This window comes from Cupriavidus sp. SHE, assembly GCF_000812445.1.
Taxonomy (GTDB): Bacteria; Pseudomonadota; Gammaproteobacteria; order Burkholderiales; family Burkholderiaceae; genus Cupriavidus; species Cupriavidus metallidurans.
The window spans coordinates 22665-49290 of sequence record NZ_JWMB01000005.1 but is presented as its reverse complement, the minus strand read 5'-3'; the positions used below and the strand labels follow the sequence as shown (position 1 = coordinate 49290).

At 64.2% G+C, this 26626-nt stretch carries 18 protein-coding genes and 2 tRNA genes; 5 read left to right on the top strand and 15 right to left on the bottom strand.

The genetic code is table 11. The annotated features are described in order from the left end of the window. Positions 1 to 67: 67 nt before the first annotated feature. Positions 68 to 5929, bottom strand: coding sequence for an excinuclease ABC subunit UvrA (gene uvrA, locus RN01_RS01920; protein ID WP_017513052.1), 5862 nt, complete (start codon positions 5927 to 5929; stop codon positions 68 to 70). A gap of 178 nt (positions 5930 to 6107) precedes the next feature. Beyond that, on the bottom strand, positions 6108 to 6614 hold the full coding sequence (msrA, locus tag RN01_RS01915) for a peptide-methionine (S)-S-oxide reductase MsrA (RefSeq protein ID WP_017513051.1): 507 nt from the start codon (positions 6612 to 6614) through the stop codon (positions 6108 to 6110). A gap of 66 nt (positions 6615 to 6680) precedes the next feature. Here msrA and RN01_RS01910 point away from each other — a divergent pair, with 66 nt between their 5' ends. Continuing rightward, entirely contained in the window at positions 6681 to 7286 is a 606-nt protein-coding gene (locus tag RN01_RS01910) for a uracil-DNA glycosylase family protein (protein WP_024570767.1), read from the top strand. A 16-nt stretch (positions 7287 to 7302) separates the two neighbouring features. Here RN01_RS01910 and RN01_RS01905 read toward each other — a convergent pair whose 3' ends face one another. Beyond that, positions 7303 to 7773 (bottom strand): Lrp/AsnC family transcriptional regulator, encoded by a 471-nt coding sequence (locus RN01_RS01905; RefSeq protein ID WP_008649536.1) that lies wholly within the window; start codon positions 7771 to 7773, stop codon positions 7303 to 7305. 126 nt (positions 7774 to 7899) lie between these two features. Here RN01_RS01905 and RN01_RS01900 point away from each other — a divergent pair, with 126 nt between their 5' ends. Further along, complete coding sequence (locus RN01_RS01900) at positions 7900 to 8838, top strand: DMT family transporter (protein ID WP_051385321.1); 939 nt, start codon at positions 7900 to 7902, stop codon at positions 8836 to 8838. A gap of 13 nt (positions 8839 to 8851) precedes the next feature. On the opposite strand, the gene RN01_RS01895 is transcribed toward RN01_RS01900, so the two are convergent. Further along, positions 8852 to 9322 carry an Lrp/AsnC family transcriptional regulator gene (locus tag RN01_RS01895; protein ID WP_008649534.1) on the bottom strand — a complete coding sequence of 157 codons (471 nt, stop codon included), beginning with the start codon at positions 9320 to 9322 and terminating at the stop codon, positions 8852 to 8854. 168 nt (positions 9323 to 9490) lie between these two features. Here RN01_RS01895 and RN01_RS01890 point away from each other — a divergent pair, with 168 nt between their 5' ends. Then, positions 9491 to 9796 carry a hypothetical protein gene (locus tag RN01_RS01890; protein ID WP_017514594.1) on the top strand — a complete coding sequence of 102 codons (306 nt, stop codon included), beginning with the start codon at positions 9491 to 9493 and terminating at the stop codon, positions 9794 to 9796. Positions 9797 to 9818: 22 nt separating this feature from the next. Here the strand turns inward: RN01_RS01890 and RN01_RS01885 are convergent, their stop codons facing one another. Further along, positions 9819 to 10742, bottom strand: coding sequence for a LysR family transcriptional regulator (locus tag RN01_RS01885; protein WP_017514593.1), 924 nt, complete (start codon positions 10740 to 10742; stop codon positions 9819 to 9821). A gap of 120 nt (positions 10743 to 10862) precedes the next feature. Between RN01_RS01885 and metE the strand changes: the two genes are divergently transcribed. Beyond that, complete coding sequence (gene metE, locus RN01_RS01880; RefSeq protein WP_024570765.1) at positions 10863 to 13256, top strand: 5-methyltetrahydropteroyltriglutamate--homocysteine S-methyltransferase; 2394 nt, start codon at positions 10863 to 10865, stop codon at positions 13254 to 13256. Positions 13257 to 13389: 133 nt separating this feature from the next. Then, a complete protein-coding gene (locus RN01_RS01875) occupies positions 13390 to 15489 on the top strand; it encodes a TonB-dependent receptor (RefSeq protein WP_024570764.1) in 2100 nt (699 codons plus the stop codon). Between the two features lie 85 nt (positions 15490 to 15574). Here the strand turns inward: RN01_RS01875 and RN01_RS01870 are convergent, their stop codons facing one another. From RN01_RS01870 to RN01_RS01825, 10 genes are all read right to left on the bottom strand, one after another. Next, positions 15575 to 16987: a DUF1254 domain-containing protein gene (locus RN01_RS01870; RefSeq protein WP_017514189.1), complete on the bottom strand. Its 1413-nt coding sequence runs from the start codon at positions 16985 to 16987 to the stop codon at positions 15575 to 15577. Between the two features lie 654 nt (positions 16988 to 17641). After that, positions 17642 to 17718, bottom strand: a tRNA-Arg gene (locus RN01_RS01865). A gap of 118 nt (positions 17719 to 17836) precedes the next feature. After that, positions 17837 to 18727 carry a hypothetical protein gene (locus RN01_RS01860; RefSeq protein ID WP_024570763.1) on the bottom strand — a complete coding sequence of 297 codons (891 nt, stop codon included), beginning with the start codon at positions 18725 to 18727 and terminating at the stop codon, positions 17837 to 17839. 372 nt (positions 18728 to 19099) lie between these two features. Further along, positions 19100 to 19186, bottom strand: a tRNA-Leu gene (locus RN01_RS01855). A 107-nt stretch (positions 19187 to 19293) separates the two neighbouring features. Beyond that, complete coding sequence (locus RN01_RS01850; protein ID WP_017515219.1) at positions 19294 to 20574, bottom strand: amidohydrolase family protein; 1281 nt, start codon at positions 20572 to 20574, stop codon at positions 19294 to 19296. 83 nt (positions 20575 to 20657) lie between these two features. Continuing rightward, complete coding sequence (locus tag RN01_RS01845; protein ID WP_017515220.1) at positions 20658 to 21320, bottom strand: TetR/AcrR family transcriptional regulator; 663 nt, start codon at positions 21318 to 21320, stop codon at positions 20658 to 20660. Continuing rightward, complete coding sequence (gene upp / locus RN01_RS01840; protein WP_008651376.1) at positions 21320 to 22012, bottom strand: uracil phosphoribosyltransferase; 693 nt, start codon at positions 22010 to 22012, stop codon at positions 21320 to 21322. Before upp ends, RN01_RS01845 begins: the two co-directional genes overlap by 1 nt. A gap of 149 nt (positions 22013 to 22161) precedes the next feature. After that, positions 22162 to 23469: a URC4/urg3 family protein gene (locus RN01_RS01835; RefSeq protein ID WP_011519021.1), complete on the bottom strand. Its 1308-nt coding sequence runs from the start codon at positions 23467 to 23469 to the stop codon at positions 22162 to 22164. Beyond that, positions 23466 to 24704 carry a GTP cyclohydrolase II gene (locus RN01_RS01830; protein WP_008648510.1) on the bottom strand — a complete coding sequence of 413 codons (1239 nt, stop codon included), beginning with the start codon at positions 24702 to 24704 and terminating at the stop codon, positions 23466 to 23468. The genes RN01_RS01835 and RN01_RS01830 overlap by 4 nt, the downstream gene beginning before the upstream one ends. 206 nt (positions 24705 to 24910) lie before the next feature. Then, a complete protein-coding gene (locus RN01_RS01825) occupies positions 24911 to 26011 on the bottom strand; it encodes an acyltransferase (protein WP_024570762.1) in 1101 nt (366 codons plus the stop codon). Between the last annotated feature and the right edge of the window lie 615 nt (positions 26012 to 26626).

Sequence of the window (26626 nt, the reverse complement as noted above, 5' to 3'; positions counted from 1 at the left end):
CGAGAGCACTAGCCGGCCCGCAAGGCCAGCCGGCCTCGTCCTCCCGCTGGCATCACTTCCGCCGACTTCAGCCCGTCGCCCTTTCGCTACCCTGCGCAGCGCGTGCCAGCACCGGCACCAGCGCCGCGCCGGTGTGGCTGGCCCGAATGCGGGACAATGCCTCGGGATCCACCGCGCCAACGATCGTGCCGCCATTCGCGCCACCTTCCGGCCCGAGGTCGATAATCCAGTCGGCCTCGGCGATCACGTCAAGATCGTGCTCGATCACCACCACGCTGTGCCCGCCATCGGTCAGGCGATGCAGCACCTTGATCAGGCGCGCCACGTCCGCCATATGCAGGCCCACCGTCGGTTCGTCTAGCACATACAGCGTGTGTGGCGCTTTCTGGCCGCGGCGCGTGATGTCGTCACGGACCTTCGACAGTTCGGTAACCAGCTTGATGCGCTGCGCCTCGCCGCCCGATAACGTGGGCGACGGCTGGCCCAGCGTCAGGTAGCCCAGCCCGACATCCTTCATCAGTTGCAGCGGATGCGCGATCTGCGTGATGGCCGAGAAAAACTCCACCGCCTCGTCGATCTCCATCGTCAGCACTTCGCCGATGTTCTTGCCGCGCCAGGTCACCGCCAGCGTTTCCGGGTTGAAGCGCTGCCCATGGCAGACATCGCACGGCACCTTCACGTCCGGCAGGAAACTCATGCCGATCGTCCGAACGCCCTGGCCCTCGCACGCCGGGCAGCGGCCCTCGCCGGTATTGAACGAGAACCGCGACGCGCTATAACCGCGCGCCTTGGCTTCGAGCGTTTCCGCGAACATCTTGCGGATGGCGTCCCACACGCCGATATAGGTCGCCGGACAGGAACGCGGCGTCTTGCCGATCGGGGTCTGATCGACTTCGAGCACACGGTCGATCGATTCCCAGCCACTGATCGAATCGCAGCCATGCCACGCGTGTTCCACGCTGAGCGACTTGGTCGCCGTCGGCTTGCCAGCCTTCTCTGCCACAGCCCGAGCGCGGCGCGTGGCCGGCGAGGACATCACCGATCGACCGACCGCGTCGAGCAGGTTCGTCATCAGCACATCGCGCGCCAGCGTCGACTTGCCGGATCCGGACACACCGGTAATCGTCACCAACCGCGTCAACGGAATCCGCGCGGTGACATCACGCAGGTTGTGCAGGTTGGCACCGTGGACGGTCAACCATTGCGGCGGATCCGCGGGCTTGCCCGCGCGTGCGGGCGTGACCGGACGGCGCGCCTGCAGCGGATGGATCATCGGATGGGCCAGGAACTGCCCGGTGGTCGAATCCTTGGCCGCCGCCAGCGCTTCCACGCCGCCCTGCGCCACAAGGCTGCCACCGCGCTTGCCTGCGCCCGGGCCGATGTCGATGATGTGATCGGCGCGACGGATCGTGTCTTCGTCGTGCTCCACCACCACCAGCGTATTGCCCTTGTCGCCGAGCTTGCGCAAGGCATCGAGCAGAATCTGGTTGTCGCGCGGATGCAGGCCGATCGTCGGCTCATCGAGCACGTAGCAAACGCCCTGCAGATTGCTGCCGAGCTGCGCGGCCAGGCGGATACGCTGGGCCTCGCCGCCAGACAGGCTCGGCGCGGCGCGGTCCAGGCTCAGGTAACCGAGCCCCACCTCCTCCAGGAACTGCAAGCGGCTGGCGATCTCCGTCACCACGTCGCGCGCGATCTCGGCATCGCGCCCCTTCAGGCGCAAACCGTCCACCCAGCGACGGGTATCGGACACCGTCCATTGCGCCACATCGGTAATCGCATTGGTATCGAACGTTACCGCACGCGCCACGGGATTGAGACGCGTCCCGCTGCAATCGGGACACGCCGCGTCACCCACGCCCTCCGGCTCTTGCTCTTCCGACGGCAGGCTCTGCTCACGGCCACGGTCATCGCCACCGAGCACGGTATCGTCAAACGCGGCACGCTGCTCGCGTGTCAGCGCCAGACCCGTGCCCACGCATGTGTTGCACCAGCCATGCTTGCTGTTGTACGAGAACATGCGGGGATCAAGCTCCGGATAGCTCGTGCCGCAGACCGGACAGGCACGCTTGGTCGAAAACACCTTCGTTTCGCCCACGTGCCCGGTGTTCTTGCCTCCCTGCATCGCGTCGTGCAATCCATCGAGCGGGGCCAGCAGATGCATGACCCCCTTGCCGAGTTCGAGTGTCTGCTCCAGCAGCGCGCGCAGTTCCGCCTCATTGTCCGGCGACACGACGATATCGCCCACCGGCAACTCAATCGTGTGCTCGCGGAAGCGGTCCAGGCGTGGCCACGGATCGACCGGCAGGAACTCGCCATCAACGCGCAGATGCGTGTTGCCACGTGCCTTGGCCCACTTGGCCAGATCGGTATAGACACCCTTGCGGTTGACCACCAGCGGCGCCAGCAAGCCCACGTGCTGGCCGCGATGATCGCGCATCAGCTGGGCGACGATCGATGCCGGACTCTGCGAAGTCACGGGCGCGCCGTCGTGCACGCAATGCTGGATGCCGAGCTTGACGTAGAGCAGCCGCAGGAAGTGCCAGACCTCCGACGTGGTGGCCACGGTACTCTTGCGCCCGCCACGCGACAGGCGCTGCTCGATCGCCACCGTGGGCGGAATGCCATAGACCGCATCCACTTCAGGCCGCCCGGCCGGCTGCACGATCGAACGCGCATAGGCGTTGAGGGACTCCAGATAGCGGCGTTGTCCTTCGTGGAACAGGATGTCGAACGCGAGCGTCGACTTGCCCGAACCCGATACCCCGGTGATGACATTGAATTTGCCGTGTGGGATATCGACGTTGAGCGACTTGAGGTTGTGCTCGTGGGCATTCACGATACGCACGACGTTTTCGCCCTCGATGGCGCGGCGCGCCCGCGCGGCCTGCACCGCCGCCTGCAGCGGCAGGCCATGTTCCGCAGTCTCGGCGCGCTCCGCCGCCAGCGTGCCGGCCTCGCCCAACGCCCCGTCATAGTGGATCAGCGCGCGGCCGGTATGCGATTCGGCACACGCCCGGACGTCGTCCGGGGTCCCCACGCAGACCACCTCGCCGCCGGCGTCGCCGCCTTCCGGACCCAAATCGACGATCCAGTCCGAAGCACGGATCACGTCCAGGTTGTGCTCGATGACGATGAGCGAATGGCCGCCGTCGAGCAGCTTGCCGAAAGCCCGCATCAGCTTGGCAATATCGTCGAAGTGCAGCCCGGTGGTGGGCTCGTCGAACATGAACAGGCGCTTCGGCAACACCACCGCCTTGCGGTTCTTGACCGGCTGGGCCTGCGCCGCCTCCGCCAGAAAGCCGGCCAGCTTGAGGCGCTGCGCCTCGCCGCCAGACAGTGTCGGCACCGGCTGCCCCAGCTTGACGTATTCCAGGCCGACGTCCGCAATCGGCGCCAGCACGCGCAACACGGCAGGATCGCTCTCGAACAGGGCCGTGGCTTCGCTGACCGTCAGTTCCAGCACGTCGGCCACGCTCAGCGCGCGTGGCGCCTGGCCGCGCGCGGCGCGCTCGATCTTGACTTCCAGCGCCTCAGCGCGATAGCGCGTGCCATCACAATCGGGGCAACGCAGGTAGACATCCGAGAGAAACTGCATCTCGACGTGCTCGAACCCCGAACCACCGCAGGTCGGGCAACGGCCATCGCCAGAGTTGAAACTGAAGGTGCCAGCCGTATAGCCGCGCTGCAGTGCCAGCGGCGCCTTGGCAAACAACTTCCGGATCTCGTCGAACGCGCCAACGTAGCTGGCCGGGTTCGAGCGAGCAGTCTTGCCGATCGGCGACTGGTCGACGAAGACCACGTCATCGACCTGGTCCGCGCCAACCAGTTCGCGAAACACGCCCGGCGACTCGGTAGCCTTGCCGAAATGGCGTGCCATGGCCGGATACAGGACGTCTTGCAGCAGCGTGGATTTGCCCGAGCCCGACACACCGGTCACGCAGACCAGGCGATTGAGCGGGATCTCGACCGTGACGTCCTTGAGGTTATGCTCGCGCGCCCCTTCCAGCCGCAGACGCGGCGTGGCGGCGTCGATCGGGCGCAATTGCCAGTCCGACGTGTCCGTCACGCGGCGGCGTCCGCCGAGGTAGTCCCCGGTGAGGGTCCGCTCCTTGCGGATGGCCTCTGGCGTTCCGTCGAAGATGATCATGCCGCCACGTTCGCCCGGCCCCGGCCCCATGTCGATCAGGCGATCCGCGGCCAGCATCACGGACGGGTCATGCTCCACCACCACCAGCGTATTGCCAGCGTCGCGCAGGCGATGCATGGCTTCCACGATGCGGTTCAGATCACGCGGATGCAAGCCGATACTGGGCTCGTCAAGCACGAACAGCGTATTGACGAGCGAGGTGCCTAGCGCCGTGGTCAGGTTGATCCGCTGCACTTCCCCGCCCGAAAGCGTGCGGCTCTGGCGGTCCAGCGTCAGATAACCCAGACCCACATCGCACAGGTATTTGAGCCGCGTGCGGACCTCCGCCAGCAGCAACTTGAGCGCATCGTCGAGCAGCGCCGACGGCAGCGTCAGGTCGTCGAAGAAACGGCGGATGCGCGCGATCGGCATCAGCATCAGGTCGTGCACGGTCAGGCCGGGCAGTGCTTCCAGTTGGGCGCGGCTCCAGTCCACGCCGCGCGGGAGGAAACGGTCCGCCGGCGGCAGCACGGCGTTGGCGTTCCCGGCGCTCCCCAGGCGCCACTGCAGCGCCTCGGTTTTCAGGCGGGCACCGCCACAGGTCTCGCAAGGCGTGTAGCTGCGGTACTTCGACAGCAACACGCGGATATGCATCTTGTAGGCCTTCGACTCGAGGTAGTTGAAGAACCGCATCACGCCGTACCACTGCTTGTTCCACTGCCCGTTCCAGTCTGGGGACCCGTGGATCACCCAGTGCTGCTCGGCCTCGCTGAGCTGGTTCCACGGCAGATCACGCGGGATGCCGGCCTTGGCCGCGTAGCGCATCAGATCGTCCTGACACTCCTTCCACGCGGGGGTCTGCATCGGCTTGATCGCCCCATCGCGCAGCGACTTGCGGACGTCAGGAATCACCAGCCCCAGATCGACACCGATCACGCGCCCAAATCCACGGCAGGCATCGCACGCGCCATAGGCGGAATTGAACGAGAACAGCGCTGGCTGCGGGTCCGCATAGCGGATATCGCTTTCCGGACAATGCAGCCCGGTCGAGAACTTCCAGACCGGCCCTTCACCCTCGTCCGTCACCACATGCACACTGACACGGCCGCTGCCACGCTTGAGCGAGGCCTCGATGGCCTCGAGCGCCCGCGCCTTCTCCACGTTGCCAATACGGAAACGGTCCGCCACCACGTCGAGCACCTTGCGGTTTCCGGTCGCCGATTCGACCACGCGCTGGCCGTGCACCCGGGTGTATCCGCTGACCGAGAGCCATTGGGCGACTTCTTCCTCGGTGGCCGATTCCGGCAGCTCGACCGGGAATGTCAGCACCAGCCGGGCATCGGCAAACGGCTGCCCCGCGCTCGTCCGGGCCACCAGTTCCGCATAAATCGTCTCTGGCGAGTCATGCCGTACCGGCAAGGCGGTCTGCCGGTCGTACAGTTCCGCGGCGCGCGCGAACAGCAGTTTCAGGTGATCGTTGAGCTCGGTCATCGTGCCGACCGTGGACCGCGAGCTACGCACCGGGTTCGTCTGGTCGATCGCGATAGCCGGCGGAACACCATCCACCTTGTCGACCTGCGGCCGATCCATGCGATCCAGGAACTGGCGCGCATAGGCACTGAACGTCTCGACGTAGCGACGCTGGCCCTCGGCGTAGAGCGTGTCGAACACCAGGCTCGACTTTCCCGAACCGGACGGCCCGGTCACCACGGTCATCTGGCCCGTGTGCAAGTCGAGATCAACGTCCTTGAGGTTGTGCTGACGGGCGCCGCGAATGCGAATGGTGCCGGAATCTGACAATTTGTCCTCTCTAATCAGATAGTTGGAGGCGACAATTGAAGGGATATCTCACCTTCGCTGCGCCTCACTGACCGCGTGGTCGGCATAACTATACTGTATAAACGTACAGTCATCCTGACAGGATACGGACAAGATTGTCGAAAACCTCACCGGCCGCAGGCAGACCTCCGGCCCTGCCTCAACCTCGCTTCGGCAGCTTCCAGCCCGGCCGGATGAAGTGGCAGGTATAGCCGCTCGGATACCGCTCCAGGTAGTCCTGGTGTTCCGGCTCGGCATCCCAGAACGGTCCGGCCGGTGCGATTTCGGTCACGACCTTGCCAGGCCATAGTCCGGACGCATTCACGTCGGCCACGGTATCTTCCGCCGTCTGCTTCTGTTCGTCGTTCAGGTAATAGATCGCCGAGCGATAGCTCGTCCCCACATCGTTGCCCTGGCGATTCTTCGTGGTGGGGTCGTGGATCTGGAAAAAGAACTCCAGGATCTGGCGATAGCTGATCTGGCTCGGATCGAAGGCGATCTCGATGCCCTCGGCGTGTGTGCCGTGGTTGCGATAAGTGGCATTCGGCACGTCGCCGCCGGTGTAGCCCACCCGGGTAGACAGCACGCCGGGGTACCGCCGCAGCAGGTCCTGCATCCCCCAGAAGCAGCCGCCGGCGAGGATTGCGGTTTCGATTTGCGTCGTCATACTCTGGTCCTTTGCATCGCGTGGCGTAGAGGCCAGTAATATACGCACACCGCGTCGAATCCGCTCATGGTCACAAAGTCCCCACAGCGCGCGCAGGCTATCGTCACGAGCCTGCGGCGTGACATCGCATCCTGCACCCGATGCGCCGCCGATCTGCCTGCCGGCCCACGGCCCGTCGTGCAGTTCAGCGCCACGTCTCGCATCCTGATCATCGGCCAGGCACCGGGATCACGGGTACACGCCAGCGGCATTCCGTTCGATGACCCCAGCGGCGACCGCCTGCGTGAATGGACGGGCCTGAGCCACGACGCGTTCTACGATGCATCGCGCGTGGCAATCATGCCGATGGGCTTCTGCTACCCCGGCAAGGGTCCGAGCGGCGACCTGCCGCCACGCCGCGAGTGCGCACCGCTCTGGCACGACGCCATCCTGCGGCTCCTGCCGGAAGACCGTCTGACGCTGCTCGTCGGCAGCTACGCCCAGGCTTATTACCTGCAAGGCGAAGTCGGCGCTACGATGACGGAGATCGTGCGCGATTTCCGCCGTTTCGGCCCCAATCTGTTTCCGCTGCCTCACCCTTCGTGGCGCGTTGTCGGCTGGATGCGCAAGCAGCCCTGGTTCGAAGCCGAATTGCTGCCAGCGCTGCGGGCGGCCGTGCGCGCCAGGCTATGAACCTGCGGGATTCGACCTAACCGAGCGGCAGCGCCGTGCTGTACAGCACCTGCTTCAGCGCGAAACTCGACCGAATGCTCGCCACGCCGGGGATGCGGGTGATCTGGTCGATGATCAACCGCTCGAGCGCTTCCACGTCGGGTACTACTACACGCAACAGATAGTCGGCATCTCCTGACATCAGGTAGCACTCCATCACCTGAGGCAACGCAGCGATTCGCCGCTCGAACGTATCGAGCGTTTCTCGCCGCTGCTTGTCGAGCGACACGGAGATGAACACCACGACTTTCAGGCCCAGCCGACGCGCGTCGAGCAGCGTGACGCGCCGCGAGATCACGCCGATTTTCTCCAGACGCTTCACTCGCGCCAGGCATGGAGAGGGCGAGAGACTGACCCGGCTGGCCAGCTCCACATTGGTCAGGCTGCCATCACGCTGCAGTTCGCCGAGAATCCGGATGTCGGTGGCATCGAGTTCGATGTCCAGCATGTCATGCTTCCAAAGTTTTGACTCTCAGCATTCTATGCCGTACTGGACGACTGTAGCAGTGCGATCCGGTTACTGATGCCGGGCGATGAATCGTAGACTTTTCGCAAACGATCTCTCTCGCCTCGCATGTCCGCTACCACCCCATCCACCGCTTCTTCCCGCGCTCCGGCGACCACCGGATTCCGGTCTTTTCTGCCATTGATTGGTGCAGTCGTGATTTGGGGCGGTAATTGGCCAGTCATGAAGATGGGGCTGGCCCACATCAGCCCGCTCTGGTTCGCCGCCTGCCGCTTCGGCTCGGCCGCGCTGATCAGCTTCCTCGTGCTTGGCGCCCTGCGCAGGCTCCGCCTGCCCTCGCGGCAGGAATGGCCGCTGGTGATCGGCGTCGGCCTGCTGCAGATGGGCGCATTCACGGCCTTGGCGTTGTGGGCGCTGCAGTACGTGCCGCCGGGCCGCGCATCGGTGATCGCGTATGCGACCGCCATCTGGGTGATCCCGCTTTCCTCGCTGGTGCTCGGCGAGCGGCCCTCGCGCCTGCAATGGCTGGCGACCGCATTCAGTTACGCCGGCATCGCCGTGATCGTCGCGCCGGCGCTCGGCGGCTGGGAACTGCACACGGTGATGGGCCTGACGATGCTGCTCGGGGCATCACTGGCGTGGTCGGTCAGCATCATTCAGTTGCGCGCAAATCGTGCAACCCGGCTCGGCGCGGAGATGATTCCCTGGGAATGCGCCGTGGCAACCGTGCCGCTGATTGCCCTCGCCTGGTTGCGAGATGGCGCGCCCGACCTGGGCGCGATGGTCGACATCTGGCCGGTGATCGCCTATACGGGACCGCTCGCCACCGCGCTGACCTTTATCGTCGTGCTGAACGTGACGCAGTCATTGCCGCCGGCCGCCACCTCGATTGCCATGCTTGGTGTTCCGGTGATCGGGCTGGTGCTGTCGACCGTGGCATGGCACGAACAGATCTCGCTCGATCTGTCGATCGGCCTCGCGCTGATTGGGATGGGTGTGGTGACTACCGCGCTCGCGCCCCGGCTTGGCAGGCTGGCTGCCCGCTAGATTCCAGCCAGGATCAGGGTTCGACCGACGGCTCGCGCTTCAGCGTGCGCAGCACGAAAGTCGAGTGGCTGTGCCGCAGGCCGGGAAGCTTGTAGAGCTTGTGGCGCAGGAATTCCTCATAGCCTTCCGTGCCAGCCACCGCCACCTTGATCAGGTAGTCGTACTCGCCCGTCAGCAGATGGGCCTCCAGCACTTCGGGCAACTGCGCCAGCGCCTCGCCGAATCGATTGAACATCTCGTCGTCGTGGCGATCGAGTGTGACTTCGATCAGCACCGTATCGGGCAAGCCCAGCGCCTTCTGGTTCAGCAGCGCGGCATAGCCACTGATTACGCCAGCGTCCTCCAGGGCCTTGACCCGGTTCCAGCAAGGCGTGGCGGACAGGCCGACACGCTCGGCCAGCTTCGCATTGGAGATGCGGCCGTCGCGGCGCAATTCGCGCAGGATGCGACGATCGATCTCATCGAGTTTGAGCGGGTTGTTCACGGAAAATCGTCCAGTGAAGATGAAATAACCTCAAATTTACACCGACGAAGATATTCATTCTGAAAATCGGCGGTCTACACAGAAAAATCAGAAGCCAATTTTGCGGGTGCGCTGGTAAATTTACCGAACCGCTTACGCATCACTTACGCCTTGCTTCCGGACCCTGCCATGCCCCTGCCCACCCTCCAGCTCGCCCTCCGCCTCGACCGCGCCGACGTCTTCGGTAGCCTGGAATGGGTGCTTGCCAGCGCCCGTCGCACGGGGCTCGCACTGCGCCAACTTCAGGTCGACAGCGAACGCGGCCACATGGTCAACCTCTGCTGCGAAGCGCCGGCGGCTGACCTGTTGCATCTGTTCGTGCGCCGAGTCGGCTACGGCGTTGAAGTCGAGGTTGTCGACGCCGAGTTCTCCGACGACGTCGACATGCTTCTGGTGGGTGGCGTTGAGGTCGAAGCCGAGGCTGCCCACGCCTGAGCCTGAGCTTGAGCCTGAGCCGCTAGGCTGGCGTCCCCAGCAGTTCAATCCCGTCGAGTTCGGCCGCGCAGATATCGCGCACGATCGACACGAAATCGTCCACATAGGGCCGGTCGGCGATGGCGGCCGGCACCGTCGCGTATAGCTCGCTCCACAGCCCCTTCGTGCCGATGCGTTTGGCCAGCACGTAGTCGTGATCGACGTAGTTCTTCACGCCCCAGTTCGGTAGCGCGGCGACGCCACGCCGGCTGGCCACGAGTTGCAGCACTGCCACCGTAAGCTCCGCGGTGCGCCGCTGCAGATGAATACCCGCCGGCTCCAGCACCTCGCGGATCAGATCGATCCGCTGCTCCGGCACGGGATAGGTAATCAGCGTTTCTCCCGCCAGGTCCTGTGCCTCGATGCGCCGCTTGCTGCGCAGCCGATGCTCGTTGGCCATCACCGCCAGAATCTCGAAGCGGAACAACGGCGCAACGGTCAGGCCCCGCTTTACCGGCGGCTTCGATCCGATCACCATGTCCGCCTTGCCGTTGTTCAACAGTGCCAGCGGGTCTGCGTGAAATCCGGCTACCAGATCCACCTCCACCTCGGGCCAGCGGCGACGGAACTCGTCCATCACAGGCATCAGCCAGTCGAAACAGGTGTGGCATTCGAGTACCACACGCAACTCCCCGCGCGTATCGCCCTTGAGGCGCAGCAGATCGCGCTCGGCCGCGCTGATCGCCGCCAACGCCTCGCGTGCCAGGGCCAGCAGGCGTTCCCCTGCGGGCGTAAAACGCAATCCCTGGCGCGTGCGATCGAACAGCGGCATACCGTAATGCGCCTCGATGGCCTTGATCTGATGGGAGAGCGCCGACTGGCTCACGTGCACGCGTTCAGCGGCCGTTGCCAGCTTGCCCGATTCGGCGATGGCCACGAGCGAGCGGAAATGGCGGACTTCAATCATCGCCCAGTCTCGTTTTTGATATGAATTTCATTCATTCTTTGTTTAGAACTTATCGCTTGATTCATTTTACCCGCAATCCGAAACTGTGCGCCACATCAGACATCGGATTGGGAGTAACGAATGGCACGCACACATATCCTCGGATTTCCGCGTATTGGCGCGCGTCGTGAGTTGAAATTCGCGCAGGAAGCGTTCTGGCGCGGCGAAACACCCGAAGCCGCCTTGCGCGAAACCGGCACCACGCTGCGACGTCGTCACTGGCAGCTGCAGGCCGATGCCGGCCTGGCGACCGTGGCTGCCGGCGACTTCGCCTGGTATGACCAGATGCTCGGACTGACCGCACTGCTGGGCGCGCTGCCGAAGCGTTTTGGCTTTGACGCCGCATCGCTGACGCTGGCCCAGTATTACGAACTGGCACGCGGCAATGCCGCCCAGCCGGCCATGGAAATGACCAAGTGGTTCGATACGAACTACCACTACCTCGTCCCCGAACTCGATGCGGACAGCACGTTCGATGGCGGACCTACATGGTTCCTCGATGAAGTCGATGAAGCCCTGGCACTGGGCCTGGCCACGCGCCCCGTCCTGATCGGCCCGGTCACTTACCTGTACCTGTCGAAGTCGCACGTCCCGGGGTTCGATCGCCTCACCTTGCTGCCCAAGGTCGTGCAGGCCTACCGCCGCATCCTGGCGCAACTGCGCGAGCGCGGTATCGAATGGGTGCAGATCGACGAGCCGGTACTGTGCCTAGATATCGACGCCGAGTGGCTCGACGCCATGGATCGCGCCTACCGCGATCTGGCCGACGCGCCTCCGAAGGTCCTCCTGGCTACCTACTTCGACACCGCCGCTCCCCATGCGGCACGCGCCGCCGCGCTGCCGGTGCATGGCTTCCATATCGATCTGGTGCGCGCGCCCAAGCAACTGGAAACCTGGCTGCGGGTGCTGCCCGCCAACGCGGTGCTGTCGGCAGGTGTGATCGACGGCCGCAACATCTGGCGCGCGGACCTGCGTGCCGTACTGGCGACGCTCGCCCCGCTTCACGCACAACTCGGCGACCGTCTCTGGATCGCCCCGTCCTGCTCGCTACTGCACGTGCCCGTATCGCTCGATGCCGAACAGCGCCTCGATCCCGAATTGAAATCGTGGCTGGCCTTCGCTTCAGAAAAGCTCGAGGAACTGCGCACGCTGGCCGTGGCGCTGAATCAGGGTGAAGCCGCAGTGGCGACGCAGCTCGCGGCATCCGACGCGGCACGCGAATCGCGCCGCACGTCCCGCCGCGTGGTCAACCGGCAGGTACAAGGTCGCCTGGCGGCTGTTACCGCCGACATGGCCGATCGCGCCAGCGCCTTCGATATCCGCATCGAACGCCAGCGAGAGGCGCTGCAACTGCCCGCGCTGCCCACCACCACGATCGGATCGTTCCCGCAGACCACGGCGATCCGGCAAACCCGCGCGGCATACAAGCGTGGCGAGATCGGCGCGCTGGACTACCTGCAGCGCATCCGTGGCGAGATCGAACTGGCGGTACGCAAGCAGGAAGCACTTGGCATCGACGTGCTGGTGCATGGCGAGGCCGAGCGCAACGACATGGTCGAGTACTTCGGTGAACAACTCTGCGGCTACGCATTCACCGAGAACGGCTGGGTGCAAAGCTATGGCTCGCGCTGCGTCAAGCCGCCGGTGATCTATGGCGATGTGTATCGCCCCGAGCCGATGACCGTGGACACGGCCCGTTACGCACAGTCGCTGACTGACAAGCCGATGAAGGGCATGTTGACTGGCCCGGTGACAATGCTGCAATGGTCATTCGTACGCGACGACCAACCACGTGCCACCACGGCGCGTCAACTGGCCCTGGCGATCCGCGACGAGGTACGCGACCTGGAAGCGGCCGGCATCCGCGTCATCCAGATCGACGAACCGGCATTGCGCGAAGGCCTGCCCCTGCGCCGCGACGACTGGACCGCGTATCTCGAGTGGGCCGTCAATGCCTTCCGGCTGTCGGCCGCCGGCGTATCTGACCAGACCCAGATCCACACCCATATGTGCTACGCGGAGTTCAACGACATCCTGCCGGCCATCGCAGCCATGGATGCCGACGTGATCACGATCGAGACCTCGCGCTCGGCGATGGAATTGCTGGAAGGCTTCGGGGAGTTCGACTACCCGAATGAAATCGGACCGGGCGTCTACGACATCCACTCGCCGCGCGTGCCGACGGTGGAAGCCATCACCCGGCTGCTCGAGCGGGCGTGCGAAGTGATTCCGCCGGAGCGGCTGTGGGTGAACCCGGACTGCGGTCTCAAGACGCGCGGCTGGCCGGAAACGGAAGCGGCGCTGGCGAACATGATCACGGCAACGCGCCAGTTGCGCGGCAAGCTGGCAAGCCAGCCACCCGTGACTTGGAAGCGTGTGACCCAGCCTGCCCCCGGAAGTGCGCGCAGCGCGGCAACGGCGCACGCTCACGGTGCCGCATGCGACCCTAACTGCGCGGGACAACTTTCGATATAAGGCAAGAAGGTCCGTTGCGTCGCTGTGTCGCATGGCGCACGGATTCTCCCCTCCGTATCCTTGCGGTCGAGCCAGAATAAGAGCATATCTGGCCCACGTTGAATCCTCGGCGTGGGCCTATCGACCGCAAGCAATGCAACGACAAAAAAAATGGCGCCGCGCAGCGGCGCTTCCTGCCGCCGCACTGTCTGGTGTGGCCTTCGCCCAAACCGTTCCGGCAAGCGTTCCTGCCGAGATTCCCACCCTTCCTCCTGTCACCGCCACGGCTGCCGCAGCGGGTTCGTTGACCGCCCCGGGCATCGCGCAGCAGCGCCAGTCATTGTTCCAGTCAGCCGGATCCGTGGGCTTTGTCGATGCAGACTCCTATAGCAACACGTACGCCAGCGACCTGCGCGATGTGCTCAAGGATGCACCGGGTGTTTACGTACAGGAACGCTACGGCCAGGAGTTGCGGCTGTCGATCCGCGGCTCGGGAATTGCGCGCGGCTACCACACGCGTGGCCTGGAAATCCTGCAGGACGGCGTGCCGACCAACTTTGCCGACGGCAGCGGCGATTTCTACCAGATTGATCCGCTCGGCCTTTCGGCCGCCGAAGTCTACAAGGGCGGCAACGGGCTGGCGTATGGCAGCACCACCCTGGGCGGCGCCATCAACTTCACTACGCCCACCGCGCTGACCGCCGACGCGCCAAACATGGTCCGCCTGGATGGGGGCAGTTTCGGCACCGTGCGCGGCAGTGGCCAGGTGTCACGGCAGATCGGCAACTGGGACTTCCTGGTCAACGCCACGGTCAGCCATTCCGACGGCTATCGCAATCATGAACGCGGCCAGTACGAGCAGCTTAACGCCAATGTCGGCTACCGGTTCAGCCCGGCGGTGGAGACGCGCTTCTACTTTGGCGCCTATATCGTCGATCAGTTGCTGCCCGGCACGCTCTCTCTGAACGATGCGCTGAACAATCCGCGCATGGCATCGCCAAGCGCGCTGGCGGGCGACCAGGCGCGCAACACGCGCACCGAGCGCCTGGCCAATGTCACCACCATCAAGCTCGACAGCGGCCAGATCGACTTCACTACCTGGGCGATCCACAAGAGCCTGTATCACCCGATCTTCCAGGTGATCGACCAGGACTACTGGACCTATGGCTTCGCGCCCCGCTACACGGGCGAATTCGCGCTTGGCGGCATGCGTAACCAGTTGATCGCCGGGATGCGATTCTTCGGCGGCAACAACGACGCGCGCCAGTACGTCAACGTCAATGGCAATCGTGGCGCGCAGACGCTGAATTCGGCGCAGGATGCCTACAACTACGAGCTCTATCTCGAAGACCGCCTCTATGTGTTGCCCACCGTGGCGCTGATGGCTGGCGCCAAGGCGTACCGCAACCGCCGCGAGTACAAGGACTATGGTGGCCTGCCCACCAATCCAACGCCAAAGTCGGACGCCACGAGCTACAGCGGCGTGAATCCGAAGTTTGGCGTGCTGTGGGAACCAAAGAAGAACGTCCAGGCGTTCATCGACATCACCCGTAGCGCCGATGTCCCCGATTTCACGGACCTGAACCAGACGATCGGCATGACACAGCAGTTCGTGCCACTGGCCGCCCAGCACGGCTGGACGCTGGAACTCGGCACGCGCGGCCAGCAGGACCGTTTCGGCTGGGACCTGACGCTGTACCGCTCTCTGGTACGCGACCAGTTGCTGCAGTACACGGTCAGCCCCGACATCCCCGCGTCAACGTTCAACGCGAACAAGACGATCCTGCAAGGCGTGGAGCTTGGCGCGAATGTAGACGTGCTACGCAACGTGTTCGGCAGCGGCGACAAGGTCAATGTGTCCCAACTCTGGAACTACAGTGACTTCCGCTTCGACAACGATCCGGTCTATGGCAACAACCGGATCGCCGGGGTGCCGCAGCACGTGCTGCGCACGACGCTGGCCTATAGCCGAAACTCGCGCCTGCGCGTGGCGGGCACGATCGACTGGGTGCCGACCGGGGCATGGGTGGACTACGCCAACACGCTCAAGGTGCCAAGCTACGTGCTGTTCGGTATCGAGGCGAGCTACGAGTTCGAGCGTGGCGTGACGTTGTTCCTCGATGCCCGCAACCTGACGGACAAACGCTATATCAGCGATTTCAGCACCGTCACGGATGCGCGGACGGCCAATACCTCGGTGTTCTACCCGGGCAGCGGCCGCGCGTTCTACGCGGGGATCAAGTACAAGTTCTAAGGGTAGGCATTGCGCCCACTGCGCTCGGACGCACTGCACTCAGATGGGGGCTTCGCCACGCCCTTGCCGGGCGTGGCGCGGGAAATCAGTTCACGCGCTGGACGGCGGGCGGCATCCACTTGCCATCAAGCACCACCTGGTCCGGCCAGTAGGCTCGCAGCATCAGATTGAAGGCGTCGGGCGGCGCCGGCAGCCAGTTGGAAACCTTGCGCTCGTCGGGCCGTTCGTACTGGATATAGATGTCCAGAGAACCATCGCGGTTGTAGCGCAGGCGATCACGGCTGCCGATCGCGTAGCGCTGCATCGAGTTGCTGACGAATGCCTGCTTTTCGTTGTACATCGTCAGCGACCAGAAGGCCTTCACCGGCGGCAACTGTGACTTGTCGAAGTGCAGGACGTAGCGGCTGCCGCCATCGAACGGGCGGCCCATCGCATCGGCGCGCGCGGTCGGGTAGATCGCATCCTCGGGCAGATTCGCGCCCAGACCGAACATCGCCACCACGGCGCGGCGGCCATAGTCCGTGCCATACACCCCGATATCACGCTGGACACGCCAGCCCATATTGCCGGCAGCGCTCTTGCGCCCATTGGCCTTGATCATCGTCAGCGCGGCGGACGCACCCTCCTGCACGGCGCGCGCCGTCGACGGCTCCAGCACGGTGGTCTTGAACGGCTGACCGACCTTGATGCCCATGCGCTGCATCTTCTCGACCATCGCGGCGTCATCGGCTGCGGGCGGATTGGCAGGCAGCAGCGCGGCCAGACGGGTAAAGAATGCCTGGGCGTCCATCGCCGCCACCTGCTCGGCCGGCGGCGTCTCCGTATCGATCATCGCTGCGCGCGGCACGGGCTGCACTGCGGTACGGCTGCCCTTGCGCCACGCCGACAGCGGCACCAGGCGGAACTGATCCTGCAGCCGGTGCACGTTCGCATAGTCCTGCTTGCCATTGGTCTGAATCCGACCAATCAGCCAGGCCATATCGGTCGGCGACCGGATCTCCTTCACACCCTTGGGCAACTGCCCCTGCCAGTTCGGGCCGACGATTGCGAAAACACCGCGCTTCGTACCAGTCGTGCGCTTGCCCGGCGACGCGAAGACATTGGTCCAGGCATCGAGCATCGGCATCAGGTAATAGCGACCGCTGGTATCGGGCACGGACAGCACCATCGGCTCCTTCGACAAGTCCAGCCACGCCGACGAATACAAGGTGTCGGCATTCGGGCTGACAACGTCGGTAAAGGCTGCGTCCGGAAAGGCGCGCTTGTGACCGAATGTATTGACCGGCACCTTGGCCGTCGCCACCTCTCGCGTAACGTCCATCAGAACGAGCGGATAGGCGTAGGTGAACACCTCGGCCGAGAGGGTTTTCATCGCTTGGTCGGACGGCGGCTGTTCGACGGCCGAATCAGTTGCCGAACGCTCCGACGTTGACGAGCAAGCGGAAAGGAAAACGGCAAGCGCAACTGCGCCCGCCAATCTGCGGATGGATGAATTCATGACCCCGTTTCCCATGGGAATGGCGGCCTTCCGGGCATCAGCAGGGGCGCGAGTTGCTCCGGAGGCGCATCTGATAGGGACGAATAATGTGCTTCCGGGTTGGCGGCTGTCAATGGCCCCGGCGAGTGGTTGCGCGGGGAAACGTACATTGGGGTTGGATTTTTTGGGGGGCTATGAAAGGCCGCAGGATGCTTTGGGTGCTTGCCAGTTCGTGCCCTGTGGACCGAGTGCGTTCACAGATATTCAGGCGAAAGCGGCATCTACACGAAGCGCACAAGCCCAAATGCTGATCCAAGGGGTTTCTGATTGTGCGACGCGGCCTTTAGGGCACAAGTTCTCAGGCGAGCGAAATGCCATTTGGCATCGAAGGGCCGGCGACTAATCTCTGGGCTTATAAGCCCTGACAGAACGACTTGAGGGCAACTGCGCTATCCAGCGCCGCCGCGCTCTCGCAGTTGTTCGAATCAGGATGCCCGCCAGCCGAACATCGTTTCGCCGCCTCTGCTTTGCGCCATGGAATACCGCAGCGGCCATCGCATACGAGTGGGTCAGCGTCTTCAGTTGCGTCAACCGAGCACAATCGAGCCGGACACACCCTCGCACAGCAACCCAAAATGAAAAAGGGCTTCCATTGCTGGAAGCCCTTCTAATAGGTGGCGCGGCTGGCAGGATTCGAACCCACGACCCCTTGGTTCGTAGCCAAGTACTCTATCCAACTGAGCTACAGCCGCACGCGAGGCCCGAATTGTATCGCAATTCGCATCGCGCGCAAGTACTTCGTGAAAATTATTTCTCGAATACCAGATACTCCCTCGTCAGACACTACCGCGACACTGCTTCCACCATCCCTTACCAACGGTATCTGGCACCCAGAGTTCCGCCCGCGTTGCGTCCTGCGCGCGCCTTGACCCATAGTTTCAGGCCGGTGGTCGAATTGCTGTGCGCGCCGACGTTGAAGGACAGCAGACCACGCAGCACGTCGGTGTCGATGCGCGTGCCGTTGATGTTGATGGTGCGTGCGCGATTGTCTTGCCACCAGTCCGCTTCGACGAAGGGGTAGACACCATTCAGGCGCGTGGGTGCGGAGCTATACAGCCGCACGGCCAGCCCGGTGGCATTGGCCTCGCCCGGTGGCGCGTCCCAGTTGCCGGCTACCGGCGCCATGCCAGGACGGTATGCCATCTCGACACGGGACTGCAGGGTCGGACCGGATCTGTTGCGCGACAGCGGCGTATCCATCGCCAGTGCCATGGTGCGCGTGCCGCCATCGACGAACCCGGTTGCCGTTGTCATGTCATCGAGATGCAGCATCGCCGGACGCGTGCCGGCCCGGTATGTTTCGACCTGGCGATCGATCGGTCCCGCGCTGCCCACGACCTCATGCTCTCCGCCGGGCACCGCCATCTGCTCCGAAGCCAGCACGTTGACAGGCGCGGGCTGATCAGGATCGTCGTCCATGGCCACCATGCGAGGTGGCTCGAGCGATGGGGATTCCGGTGTGGCGGCTTCCGCAGGCGGCGTGCCCGCGTCGCGTTTGTCCTGGACAATCGATGGCGGCGTATCCGCGCCCGGCGGCCCGCTCGCAAGTTCCTCGGCGCAGGCCGCGGCGCTCGCAAGCAGCACGATCAGGAAGCCCAGATGGAGACAGGAATGGTGCCCTGGGTGCGCGGCGACACAGCGCTCCCAGCCGGGACAATGCCCGGCGCCCTCCCCTCTCCCGCACGTGAACAGTACGGACATGGCAACCACCTTGCCGGGCGTTATTGAATCGTGCCCGATCAAACTGGAGCATAGGTCAAAGCCGGCGTGTCAGTTAGACCGTAATGCGGGTTGCCGGACGGGAGCGGCACGGAGTGGCGCGCCCTGAGGATTGCCTGATAGTGTCAATCATTCTTCCTGGAGCCGGTCCTCTCAGGGGAGAAACGAAAAGAGCCCCGCTTGCGCGGGGCTCTTTGAATTTGGTGCCCAGAAGAGGGCTCGGTCACCCATGCGCGACCCCGGGTTGCGCTTGCAAGCGCAACCTTTTCTCGTCCTCGCGAAAGGCCCTCGAGGGCCTTTCTTTCCGGGCGGAGAAACGAAAAAAGCCCCGCTTGCGCGGGGCTTTTCTGAATTTGGTGCCCAGAAGAGGACTCGAACCTCCACAGTGTTGCCACCGCTAGGACCTGAACCTAGTGCGTCTACCAATTCCGCCATCTGGGCTTCGTTTCGCTGCATTGCTGCTGCGATGCGAAGAAAGAGATTATGCTGAGCAAGCCGATCTCTGTCAACACAAAATTCATCGATTCTTCAAAAAACGCGCCACACCGTCATGCCCGGTGTAACTGAAAGTCGACTTGAGCCGGTCGACCCTCGATCGTCAGCATCGTGGTGGCCGGCGCCGTGCGGGCGATGACATTCCCTGCCCGCATCACCAGCAGCCGGGTTGCGCGCAGGCGGAGCGCCTCCACCGGGTCCCGCGCCTGCAGCAGCACCAGATCGGCGCGGCAGCCCGGCGAGATCCCATAGCCTTCGAGACCCAAGATACGTGCCGGCGCCTCTGTCACAGCGGTGAAACACGCCCGCATGGCGTCCTGCCCCGTCATCTGCGCGACGTGCAGACCCATGTGGGCCACCTCGAGCATGTCGCCCGAGCCAAGGCTGTACCAGGGGTCCATCACACAGTCGTGACCGAAGGCCACAGGAATGCCGGCGGCAAGCATCTCGGGCACGCGCGTCATGCCGCGCCGCTTGGGATAGGTATCGTGCCGCCCCTGCAGCGTGATGTTGATCAGCGGATTGGCGATGGCCGATACGCCGGCCTCTCGCATCAGCGGCAGCAGCTTGGAGACGTAGTAGTTGTCCATCGAATGCATCGACGTCAGATGCGAACCCGTGACGCGTCCCTGCAAACCCAGCCGTACCGATTCGCTCGCCAGCGTCTCGATATGGCGCGACATCGGATCGTCGCTTTCGTCGCAATGCATGTCCACGCGCAACCCGCGCTCGGCGGCTTCCTCGCAGAGCATCTTCACCGACGCCACGCCGTCGGCCATCGTGCGCTCGAAATGCGGAATGCCGCCCACCACATCGACGCCAAGGTCCAGCGCGCGGCGAAGGTTGTTGAGCGCATCCGGTGCGCGCAACAGACCGTCCTGCGGAAATGCCACGAGTTGCAGATCCAGGTAGGGCCTGACGCGCTCGCGCACGTGCAGCAGCGCCTCCGTGGCCAGCAGGCGCGGATCGCACACATCCACGTGGGAACGGATCGCCAGCAGCCCTTTGGAGACGGCCCAGTCGCAATACGCCAGCGCGCGTTCGACGATGGCATCCTGCGTAAGCAGCGGCTTCAATTCCCCCCACAGCGCGATGCCTTCGAGCAGCGTCCCGGACTGGTTCACGCGCGGCAGGCCGTATGACAGCGTGGAGTCCATATGGAAGTGCGCATCGACGAACGGCGGCGAGACAAGCTGTCCAGCGGCGTCGATCTCCTCGCCCGCCGTTGCCGCGATCCGTGGCTCCACCGCCGCGATCCTGCCGTTGGCAATGCCGATATCGATATCGGTACGTCCGTCAGGCATATTGCAGTGGCGCAGGATGGTGTCGAACATGAGGCGTCCCTTGTGATCCCGATGGCGGTGACGTGTCAATGGTAGACGAAGACTGCATGGCAACTGCCACGCATGATGCTGGGTCAGGCCAGCGAGGCTTCCTGATCCAGCCCGCAGCCACGCAGCAACAACGCCACCAGGTGCTCGGTGGCGCGTTCGAAGTCCTCGGTGTCGAGCTGGCTGACGCCCAGTACGGCGCAGACCTGCGCATCGAAGTCCGCGTAGGTCTGCGTGGCGGCCCAGATCGTGAAGAAGAGGTGATAGGGGTCGACACGGGCCATCTGACCGTCTTCAATCCACGAGCGAATCACCATGGCCTTGCGCGTCACCAGTTCGCGCAACGCTTCACGCAGCACGCCGCCGATCTCAGGCGCGCCGTGCAGCAACTCGTTGGCGAACACGCGAGACGCGTCCGGATGGCTGGCCGACAGCCGCATCTTGGCGCGGATGTACTGCTCCAGCGCCACGCGCGGCGCATGGTCGGCGCTGATGATATCGGTCTCCGATAGCCAGAGCTGCAACGTGTGCGCCAGCACCGCGCGGTACAGTGCCTGCTTCGTCCGGAAGTAGTAGTGCAGGTTCGACTTCGGCATGCCAGCGTGCAGCGCGATGTCGGCCATCGTGGCCCCGGCGAACCCCGCGCGCGCGAACACGTGTTCCGCGGCGCGCAGGATCTGCGCCTCATTCTCCTGCCGGATACGGCCTCCCGCTTCGCGCACGGGCGGCGCAAGCGCCGGCGCGCCCATCATTTGGTGCCGTAGAGCCGGTCGCCGGCGTCGCCGAGACCGGGCACGATATAGCCGTGCTCGTTGAGTTGCTCGTCAATGGCCGCCGTGACGATGCACACATCCGGGTGCGCCGCCTGCAGCGCGCGCAATCCGGGCCGCGACGCGATCAGGCAGACATACTTCATGGTGGTCACCCCCGCTTCCTTGAGACGGTTCAAGGCGGCGATGGCCGAGTTGCCCGTGGCCAGCATCGGGTCGACGACGATCACCATCCGCTCGCCGATGTCCTCGGGCATCTTGAAGTAGTACTCGATCGGCTCCAGCGTCTCGGGGTCGCGGTACAGGCCGATATGACCCACGCGAGCAGCCGGCAGCAGTTCCAGCATCCCGTCGAGAAAGCCGTTGCCGGCACGGAGGATCGATACCAGACAGAGCTTCTTGCCGGACAGCACCGGCGACTGCATGGGCGCGATCGGCGTGCGGATCGAGATGATCTCCATCGCCAGATCGCGCGTGGCCTCGTAGGTCAGGAGCTGGCTGATCTCCCGCACCAGGCGCCGGAAGTTGTCGGTGGTGGTGTCCTCGTTGCGCACGAGTGTGACCTTGTGCTGCACCAGTGGATGATTCACGACCATGACCGAAGGCGACGTGGCCTTATCGGGGTTGACATAGGTCTCCGCGGCCGCCGCCGCGGCTGGCAGATCGTTCATGGTGCGCTCCTTGAGTGACAAACTCTCGTGAAGTTCGGGCAAGGCGGCCCTTGGGCCCGCCACGCCTGGGGCTGCCAGCGAATCGTTTCCGTTGTCTGCTGTCTGTTATCTGCTGCCTGCTTCCGTGCGTTCGATCCATGCGCGACGCGCTAGAACACCGTGCCGTCGCTCTGTATTGCGAACGGTGGCGGCCCGCCCGGTGGACGCCGCTGCGCCGCGACACGCCGCCCCGCCGCCCACGTGCCGCCCTCGAGCACACGCGCCAGCGGAAAGTCCGCTTCGCTCAAGCCGAGCGCCTGCCGCACGCCATCCGCGATCAGATCCAGCCCCGTCACGGTCAGCGCGCGCCATTCGACGATCTCCGGCTCATCCACCGCGTGCGCGCGGCTGGCGAACGTGGCATCGCGCGGCACCATCAGTTCGAAGTCGTACAGCAGGCCACCGTTGCGGTACTCGGGCAGACCCGTCAGCGCATCGAGCCCGGTCACGGTCAGCCCCGCATCCTCCAGCGGCTCCAGCAACGAATAGGTCAGCCATTGCGTGAGTTTGTGGAACGGCACCATGCCCTCGGGCGCCGCCGGATGCCGCCAGCAATCCCCGAGCGAGATCCCCTGGATCTGCAGCCGGCCTGGCCACACAGGGCCCAGCGCCACCAGCAGCGTGCGCAGCACGAAGCTCGCTTCGATCCGCCCTTCGCGCGCATGCGAGGCCAGATAGTCATACAGGTTGCCGAGCCGTGCCGGACTGCCAAACACCGCCGGTGTGTCCTGCATCACCTCCCCGAGCCGGCGCAGAAGTCCCGCGCGGCCTTCCAGGCCGACCAGCGGGTTGTGCTGCGCCACCTGGAACGCCGAGGCAATGGTCGAGGCGTCGATGCGGCAAAGGCGATCAGCGTCGGAACGTAACGGATCACCTTGCCCGGCGGAAAAGCCGCCACGCGCGAACAGGTCGAAGCTGGCAACGCCAAGTCCCTCCGAACGCGTCAGCATCATGTCGCTGGCCGCATCGCGGTAGCGCCAGTCGGGCCCGGCGCCCGCATCGAGCAGCACGCTCGGGATCACCAGATCGATACCGATCCGCGCGCGCTCCTCGCGATGCTCGGGCCCCGACATGCCCGCGCGCTCGCACAGGATCTGCCAGCGGTTGATCGTGGCCTGCCCCGGCCCGCCGCTTTCAAAATGGCGCCAGCGGCTGTGATACGGCACCTGCAGCGTCGGATAGCGGCGGCGAATCGTCGCGGCCACATAGTCGGCGATCGCGTGAACGCGGTCCGGGTGCCACGTGAACAACTCGGATTCCCCCGAGGCCACGAAGTCCGTCACCACCGCGCAACGCGTTCGCACGGCTTCCGCACTGAGCAGCGCGGCCGCGGGATGATCGGGTGGAACGGGGCTATGCCAGCCGCTGCCCATGCCATCGTCGCGTCCTGCCCTGCCTCCTTCCGGAAATTCATTCATTCCTTCAACCCCCTGCCCTTTGCCTGGGCGAGTTCCTTGGCGTCTGGCGGCGTGTACCTGGAGAAATAACCCGCCGCCACCTTCGCATCGATTTCCACGCGCGCATCGGCCGGGATCAGGGACTCGGGAATCGCCACCTGCTCCACCACCTCGATACCCTGCGCCGTCAGCGCGCCATGCTTCATGTTGCTCATCGAGGCCCAGCGATCGATCCTCCTGATCCCGAGCCAGTGAAATACATCCGGCATCAATTCCTGGAACCGCATGTCCTGCACGCCGGCCACGCATTCGGTACGTTCGAAGTAGGTTTCGGCGCGGTCGCCGCCCACCTGGCGCTTGCGCGCGTTATAGACCAGGAACTTCGTCACCTCGCCAAGCGCGCGGCCTTCCTTCCGGTTATAGACCACCAGACCCACACCACCCTGCTGCGCCATCTCGATACAAACCTCGATACCGTGCGCCAGATACGGGCGGCATGTGCAGATGTCCGACCCGAACACGTCGGAGCCATTGCATTCGTCATGCACGCGGCAGGCCACACGGGTGTCGGGCTGGCCCAGCTTCGTGACATCGCCGAAAAAGTAGAGCGTCATGCCGCCGATCGGAGGCAGGAACACCTTCAGATCGGGTCGCGTCACGAGCTCGGGAAACATGCCGCCGGTCTGCTCGAACAGGCTGCGGCGCAGCACGCTCTCCTTGATATTGAAGCGGCGCGCGATGCCGGGCAGGTACCAGACCGGGTCCACCGCTGCCTTGGTCACGCGCACGTCGCCATTGGCCTCGAGGATGTCGCCGTCGGGCTTGAGCCGTCCGGCCGAGATCGCGGCCATGAGTTCGGGCATGTTGATATGGGCACGCGTGATGGCGATGGTCGGACGGATGTCCACCCCGGCGGCGATGCGGTCGGCGAAGACGGTGGAGACCAGGTGGCCCCAGGGATCCAGCGACACGATCCTGTCCGGATCGCCCCACTGCGGATGCGGGCCGATGGCTTCGGCCGGGGATGTATCGGTCAGGTCGGGACGATGCGCGCGCTGCAGGCTGCCCGCCGCCACTGCGAGCGCGCGATAGATCGCATAGGCGCCGGCGTGGGTACCGATAACGTTGCGCTGCGCGGGGTCTGTCAGGCTGGCAATGACTGGCCCCCGCTCGGCCGCCGTGGGTGCGCCCCAGTGAATCGGCTCGGCCGGCTTGTCGCGGCGTGTGTGCGAGGTCAGAACGATATGATCGGACATGGCAGCCTCGTCTCCCCGGATCGAAACCTGACCAGTTGGTCAGGTTTAAATATCCATACTAGGCAATGGCCATGCCAACCCTCAACTGGGGTTGTTACCGTGAGTGACATTCCGCACGCACCGGACGGGTGCGGAATGCATGACGAAGGCGGTACATGCTGGTGCGCCCGCACCAGCATTGATTTGACGAGGTTTGCGGCGGCCGCTCAGGCCTGGGGCTTCTCGCCCCGCGTCCACTTGCGGGTGTGAATGCCTTCCTTGACGAAGTCGATCACCGCGCGCAGCGGGCTGGCGGCTTCCACATAGCGATGGAACACGGCGCCAGCTACGTTGCTGGCGACCCACGCCAGCAACATCCCCAGCGCGTTGAGCACCGGCTGGCCCGGAGCGAAATGGAACACCAAGGCGTTTACCACCAGGCAGACCGGAAAGTGCACGAGGAAGACCGAGTACGAGATCTTGCCGAAGTATGCGGTGACCCGGCCACCCGGCCAATGCTCGAGCCAGCCACCGCGGCGAGAGATGGCCAGCACCAGCGCCGTGACCAGCGCGACGGCGATACGCAGGCGGAAGTCCATCGTCAGGGCCGCCACGCCAACCGCGCCAAGCCCGATCAGGGCCACCGGAGAACGATCGGGGTTCGACGCCCAGTACGCCAGCGTGCCCATGCCGTAGGCGCCAAAGAAGTAGATCGCCCAGATATCCCAGGTGGCATCACGGTTGAACCAGAACAGCGAGGCCACCGCTAGCGCGGCCACCGTCGGCACGCCCAGCGGCAACGTATCGCGTGACACCGCGCGCGCCAACCAGAGCGCGAATACCAGCAGCGCGAACAGTTGCAGATCGATTGCGATATACCAGACGCCCGCGGACAGCGCGTCAACATCGAGGATGTTGTGCAGCAGCAGGATGTGCGCGATGACCTGCGTCAGGTGCGGCGCGGCGGGTATCGAGTCGTGATGCATCCACGTCCGCGCGATGGCGGCGCCGATGATCGCGACGAGCATCGCCACGGTGTAGGGCACGACCAGCTTCTGATAGCGGCGCCATACCGTGGAAAACGGGCTCTGGGCGGTCAGGCGTCCCGCAGGAGCCAGGCTGCGCGCGGCAAGGAATCCACTGATGACCAGGAACACCTGCACCGCGATGCGCGCGTAGTCAGACAGCCAGCCGATCAGGCCGGGGGCCAGAGATTGGGCGGCGTCGGACATCGGCCCATAGAAGGCCAGATGGTGCAACACGATCAGCTGCGAGCTGACCGCCTTCAGCGCGTCTACACACGCCAAACGAGAAGGCCGGGGGCTCATTTGTTATATGTGAGATACAAAGTGGGGCGCATTGTACCTCCATTGTTGCGTTTCAAAATGTGGAGAGTGGGTAACGCATGTAAGCAGGTGTACTGCCCTCCTGCGTTGCATCGCTTTCGACTGAACTTCCGCCACTGGCACTAGCTTATGAAAAGAAAGCACAAATTACCGGTGGCATTTGGACAAACCGGCCACGTTTCTCAAATGCAGACATACAGGCATGGGCATGGTTGTCCTGTCCCCGTGAGCGGCGCCCACACCGTTTGGGCGAGCTTTTTCGTCTCCATAAAAAATTCGTATGAATGGTATGGAAAAGAAGAATGCCCTGACTGTCGTCAATATTCTCTCGACAAGCGACCTGAATCGGGCCAAAGCACCCGCTCCTGGCGGTGCCTGCCACTGGATCGAACGAGGCAATGAAACTTCCGGGATTGCGAAGCACGATGAGCGCTTCGATCAATCTTCGCAGAAGTTAAGCTATTTTCTACCGCACTCGCTGACAAGATTCGCGCTCCGCGTCGCGCCACCCTGGAGCGACGGGTCGCATCCGACCTCCACGGCTTCGCGCTCGGCAAGCCACTCGGGTTAGGTTTTGGAGTATTGACGCCCTTTGGG

Coding starts and splice junctions, on each gene's coding strand:
- RN01_RS01850 (WP_017515219.1), bottom strand. CDS start 20,574: ATGTTCGACACCATCCTGCGCCACTGCAATATGCCTGACGGACGTACC.
- metE (WP_024570765.1), top strand. CDS start 10,863: ATGGCACGCACACATATCCTCGGATTTCCGCGTATTGGCGCGCGTCGT.
- RN01_RS01830 (WP_008648510.1), bottom strand. CDS start 24,704: ATGTCCGATCATATCGTTCTGACCTCGCACACACGCCGCGACAAGCCG.
- RN01_RS01845 (WP_017515220.1), bottom strand. CDS start 21,320: ATGGGCGCGCCGGCGCTTGCGCCGCCCGTGCGCGAAGCGGGAGGCCGT.
- RN01_RS01875 (WP_024570764.1), top strand. CDS start 13,390: ATGCAACGACAAAAAAAATGGCGCCGCGCAGCGGCGCTTCCTGCCGCC.
- RN01_RS01835 (WP_011519021.1), bottom strand. CDS start 23,469: ATGAATGAATTTCCGGAAGGAGGCAGGGCAGGACGCGACGATGGCATG.
- RN01_RS01890 (WP_017514594.1), top strand. CDS start 9,491: ATGCCCCTGCCCACCCTCCAGCTCGCCCTCCGCCTCGACCGCGCCGAC.
- RN01_RS01910 (WP_024570767.1), top strand. CDS start 6,681: ATGGTCACAAAGTCCCCACAGCGCGCGCAGGCTATCGTCACGAGCCTG.
- upp (WP_008651376.1), bottom strand. CDS start 22,012: ATGAACGATCTGCCAGCCGCGGCGGCGGCCGCGGAGACCTATGTCAAC.
- RN01_RS01860 (WP_024570763.1), bottom strand. CDS start 18,727: ATGTCCGTACTGTTCACGTGCGGGAGAGGGGAGGGCGCCGGGCATTGT.
- RN01_RS01870 (WP_017514189.1), bottom strand. CDS start 16,987: ATGAATTCATCCATCCGCAGATTGGCGGGCGCAGTTGCGCTTGCCGTT.
- RN01_RS01825 (WP_024570762.1), bottom strand. CDS start 26,011: ATGAGCCCCCGGCCTTCTCGTTTGGCGTGTGTAGACGCGCTGAAGGCG.
- RN01_RS01885 (WP_017514593.1), bottom strand. CDS start 10,742: ATGATTGAAGTCCGCCATTTCCGCTCGCTCGTGGCCATCGCCGAATCG.
- RN01_RS01905 (WP_008649536.1), bottom strand. CDS start 7,773: ATGCTGGACATCGAACTCGATGCCACCGACATCCGGATTCTCGGCGAA.
- msrA (WP_017513051.1), bottom strand. CDS start 6,614: ATGACGACGCAAATCGAAACCGCAATCCTCGCCGGCGGCTGCTTCTGG.
- RN01_RS01900 (WP_051385321.1), top strand. CDS start 7,900: ATGTCCGCTACCACCCCATCCACCGCTTCTTCCCGCGCTCCGGCGACC.